Here is a 4,464-nt window from a genome sequence, read left to right on the forward strand (position 1 = left end):
GCCGTCCACGTAAAGGATCCAGGCCAATTCCGGATCCTCTTCCATCCAGTATTTTGATAACTCTTTGCTCCACTGCTCAGGTTCGCCATGGTTTGTTATATATTTCACTTTTTTGCGCAGTGTTCGTATTTCAGGTATACGGTCTAACCCGATTGCCTTGCCCAATTCCCCAGCTTCACAATAGCGAATTGCCTCCAGTGATTTGATCCTTAAGAGGGCTGCAAACGACAGTAGCAGCAGAAACGATTGTAATCCATAGTACCCTTTGGGAAATGAGAGATAGTTGTTTGCATACTTTAGCAAACCATTTAATAATAATGCCGGCAGTGCAAACAATACCCCTGCCGATTTGACGTCCTGATCGGGAACAAATGCCGGAACTGCCTCATTAAGCCCACCTAATGCGGCTTCTACACGTTCTTGTTCCCGTGTACATCCAAGACCCATACCAGCACGACTATCGGTTACGGCACGCTCACTTTTGTTTCTTTGCTCCGGAGCGCTTTCTGCCGTTTTTTTTTCTCTAACTGACCGCTTTGGATTGCCTTGTGAATCGTACTTGATTTGATATTGAACTTCTTACCTGTTTCTGAAACACTCTGCCCTCTTTCCAGGCACTTTTGCACCTTCGCTTTTACCTCTGGCGTAAGCACATGGGCTGACCTTGTTCGCGCTGACTGACGGAAAAATCCCTTAGGCCCATGTTCTCTTAGCCGCTTTACACTACGCTTAACACTTATTGCCGAAACACCGAAGGCCTTCACTATTTGTTGTTGCTTGACATTACCGCCGACTACTAATTGACTGGTGATGAACCGAAATGATTCCAGGTCGTCTTCCTCATGACTAAACACAGGAAGTCTTCCGTGAAAATAATATATCTTGCTACCTATTTTCTCAAAACCTACCTGATTATTTATCAGTTTGCAGTCAGGGGAAAATAGGGGTAATACTAACTGTGGCATGAGTACCCGCCCTTTCTCCGAAAAAAAGGGATCATATCATTTTCCACCCACGTATGGCAATGCCTTCTCTCTATATACACCTATCTCTACACAATTCAATAGCTTACATGCTTTTTGACCAAAAAGGCACTTCCTGGGTTCTGACCGTAAGGAATTTTAGAGAGGGAACAGGAAACATACTAAAAAGAGATTGAGTAAATACCTCCGCTTCAGTATGAAAGAGGTTTCAAACGTTTAGCAATGCGCCTGTTTTCTACTCGGTAATATTTGGTACATTGAGAAAATGAAACAGCCCAACCACAAGGTTCTTCAAAGAAGCCATTGCCCTTGGGGCATTTTGTGTGCGTATTTGAGAATGGTCTTCACGGAAGGAGGTATCACGCACATAATGAAGTCCATTTTCTATTGACCAGTGTCCGCGGGAAAACTTAAGAATGGTTTTGGGACTTGCTTTTTGTTGTGTCAGGCTGGTAATACCGTAAACAATTTCCTCGGTCTTTTTGCCGGTCTTGACTTTTGTAAATATTCTATGAATGCAAAATACCTGCTTAACGTAGGGGAAATCAAGTTATTCGTTTAATTCGGTGCTGGTCCAAATCCTGCGGATTTCAATGCGGCCATGGCCTTTTTCAATTGTTTCGTGCTGAGGGGGGGAAAAGAACTGAGATTCAGTTCCTAGATGGCTTGTTTTATGGTTTTTTGATTATCTTTCACCGTGAATATATATTCTGCCTTTTTGTCTTCTACCAGATAACGGGCGGTTTCCTTTTGCGCATGTAAGGCATCGAAAGTAACGACACGGTCTTTTATGTCTAAATCATCAAACAATACCGGAACCATCGGTATTTCGTTTGTTTTGCGGTCTACCTGAGTTTGTGCGAGAACTATACCCTGTTTATGAAGAAAAGCGGCAAGCAAATGTACCTGTTTGCCGTCAGGCTGTCTTGCACCGCAAAGGGTTTTCCCGTCAACCGCAATGGGCAGGCTTTTATCACCTACAGATTGAAACCAACGCGAGAGGACTTTATCAACTGCTTCTGCATCCACCTGCTGTAAGAAACGCCTGATGGTAGGTTCACTCGGTGGTTCGTATCGTTTCGTTTTTGTATTATAACGGCAGGAGAGACGTTTTAGCATATTTTGCGGACAACGCTTTGCCCACTCTGCAATGGCGGCAAAGCTCCAGGCATTGCAGATGATAGCACAGATAGAAATTGCCAGGATAGAACGTTTCCTGTGGCGAACGCCTCTGGGCATGCGATGTTCAGGGATTTGCTGCAATAATTCGTCAAGAAATTCCGCATCTTTTAAACACCGATTTTCACAGGCATGAAAACCATCATAAAAACACCCTAATCATGCCGTCCAGACAATTTCAATAGATTTTCCTCCAAGCCATGGAACAGCGAATGGAGTTTGTAATTTTTTTACTTCCATCAAAACCGGAGTATGTGCTCTTTTTCTTATTTTCACAAAAAACTTACCACCGTCATAAACGACCCTCCCCGGCATATCAATAAACTTCCTGAATATTGCAGGGGCAAGATTATTTTCAAAACGTCTCAGGTCGCATGCGAATCGATGATACAGGGTATCAGCAATCATTGTCCATAGAATGTCAAAATGAATACGGATCATAATAGGTGAAGACAGAGAGTTCAGATTGAAAAACATTACCAGTTCGGCTATTTTGTTTTCTATCCGCCATCGTTTAGCGTAAACTTCCAATACCCTTTGTAAGGACAGCTCTTTGCTATTGGTTAAAATAAATGTAGGGTTCTCCCGTCCGTGATCTTTCACCACTATTTGCCTGAAAATGTTTTTACAATCTTTAAGCCTGACTTCGCTTTCATAAACTGAGACGTTTTTATACTTTCGCTTTGGAACCGGAATATAAACTTTTTTCCATACCTCCTTTGGAAGTACCAATGTTTCCTTCACAAGGCCGGCATAACGTTTACGAAGCGTTATGAACTTTACCTTGTCATTTTCAAGATCGTCAAGGATATTGTAAGCCGTAAACTTGCAATCAAAAACAAGTGTTTCGCTAACATTGCCTTTTATATTTTTCCAGTAACTTACAAACTTTTTAACCTCTTGCGACTCTTCGCGCCGTAGTATATCAGCTCTTGTATATAAAACTGCATTGCTTTTACTATCAGACGCAATGATGGTATTAGCGCCTTTCATGGTCTTACCCTTAGACCCACACCAGATCTTTTCCATTTCGGATTCATCCCCATAATGCGGGATCGAGTGAAAATCAAGATTTATATAGTCGCTACTATAAAAGTCCGGATACTTTTTCCTGAAAAGCGAAACAACTTTGCTTTGCAAATTCATCAACTGAGTTTCAGAGCAACGGCATGAATAGGTGTTCATGTATGTAGGCTTCGGAAGAACGTTTAATCCGGCAAAAACTCCAAAGCCAGGTTCCTGGTCATAAGCACAAATATGGGTCAGCCTCCTCTCGCCTATTAATTTCAGCAGTAACATGGAAAGACAGGCTTGCGTCGATCCAATATCGCTTGATTCAGGCAACTTACATTCCTGCAACAAATCAAGGATACCGGATTCTATGATATAAGGGATAAAAAAGAAAACCCCGGCCGTGGGGCAATCCACATTAAGATATTCGAGTATCTCAAAATCCAGGTGTTCCGAACGTTCCGGTATGATTTTGTTTTTAAGAGTTTTTCCAAGTTCATTATTCGTTCTGCGTTTTAGTTTGCCGAACCCTGCGGTTTTCAGAATACGTTCTACTGTGATTGCAGATATATTGATCTCCTCTTCCGCAAGGCGGCTATGGATGTCGGTTGTCGATAGTCCCTGTTTCCTGTATTTGATAATTTTATCCTGAACATCACAAGTAGTCCTTTTCTTTTTAGGGCCCTTTCGCACGATAGGGAAAAGTTCTATTTTCCCTGCATTAACGTCTCTCATTAAAGAATAAACCGTGCCTGGCTTGTAACCAAATTTTGTTGCTACAGTCTCAACTGCCTGTTTGTCAATTACAATGGCCCTTACTGCTTCATATTGTTTTTGTCTTTGTGAAACAGGATTATTGAAATATGAAACTAGATTAAGTTTGCCATGTATTAGGGTGTTATTATGATGATTATGCATTTGTAATATTCTTGCTGAATACTGATAATACCGTCAAATACCTTCTATTTGAGAGGTATTTGCGCTTGCTAATTGGTTAATATTCAGAATTGTAGCACACTTATAATCATCAATCAAGCATTTTGTTCATCATATTATCACCCTAAAATCCCAAAATTTGCTGAAATTCCCGAATAATGCAAAAATGCCCTGATTTAAAAATGTAATTTGTTACTACTAACAGGCAAGTAATGAAATACAAGGCATAGACTATTTTGTAATATAAGTTTACAAGGTAAGGGCAAAATAAATTCATCGCTCTGCAGCCTTCAAACACAGACGACTTTAAGGGGTGTATTATGATGGTTTATGTGTGTGTGAAAATCGGTGTTAA

General features: G+C 41.1%; 4 protein-coding genes. All 4 read right to left on the reverse strand.

The annotated features are described in order from the left end of the window. A partial coding sequence (locus M5U24_RS08375) for a putative transposase (RefSeq protein WP_298202164.1) occupies positions 1-447 on the reverse strand: 447 nt, incomplete at its 3' end. A 17-nt stretch (positions 448-464) separates the two neighbouring features. Further along, the gene (locus M5U24_RS08380) at positions 465-965 is read right to left on the reverse strand and encodes a helix-turn-helix domain-containing protein (protein ID WP_099325925.1); all 501 of its coding nucleotides are present in this window, start codon (positions 963-965) and stop codon (positions 465-467) included. A 675-nt stretch (positions 966-1,640) separates the two neighbouring features. After that, positions 1,641-2,246: an ISAs1 family transposase gene (locus tag M5U24_RS08385; RefSeq protein ID WP_261341072.1), complete on the reverse strand. Its 606-nt coding sequence runs from the start codon at positions 2,244-2,246 to the stop codon at positions 1,641-1,643. Positions 2,247-2,321: 75 nt separating this feature from the next. Continuing rightward, positions 2,322-4,091, reverse strand: coding sequence for a transposase (locus tag M5U24_RS08390; protein WP_099326695.1), 1,770 nt, complete (start codon positions 4,089-4,091; stop codon positions 2,322-2,324). Positions 4,092-4,464: the final 373 nt, after the last annotated feature.

This window comes from Candidatus Kuenenia sp. (genome assembly GCF_027493735.1).
Taxonomy (GTDB): domain Bacteria; phylum Planctomycetota; class Brocadiia; order Brocadiales; family Brocadiaceae; genus Kuenenia; species Kuenenia stuttgartiensis_A.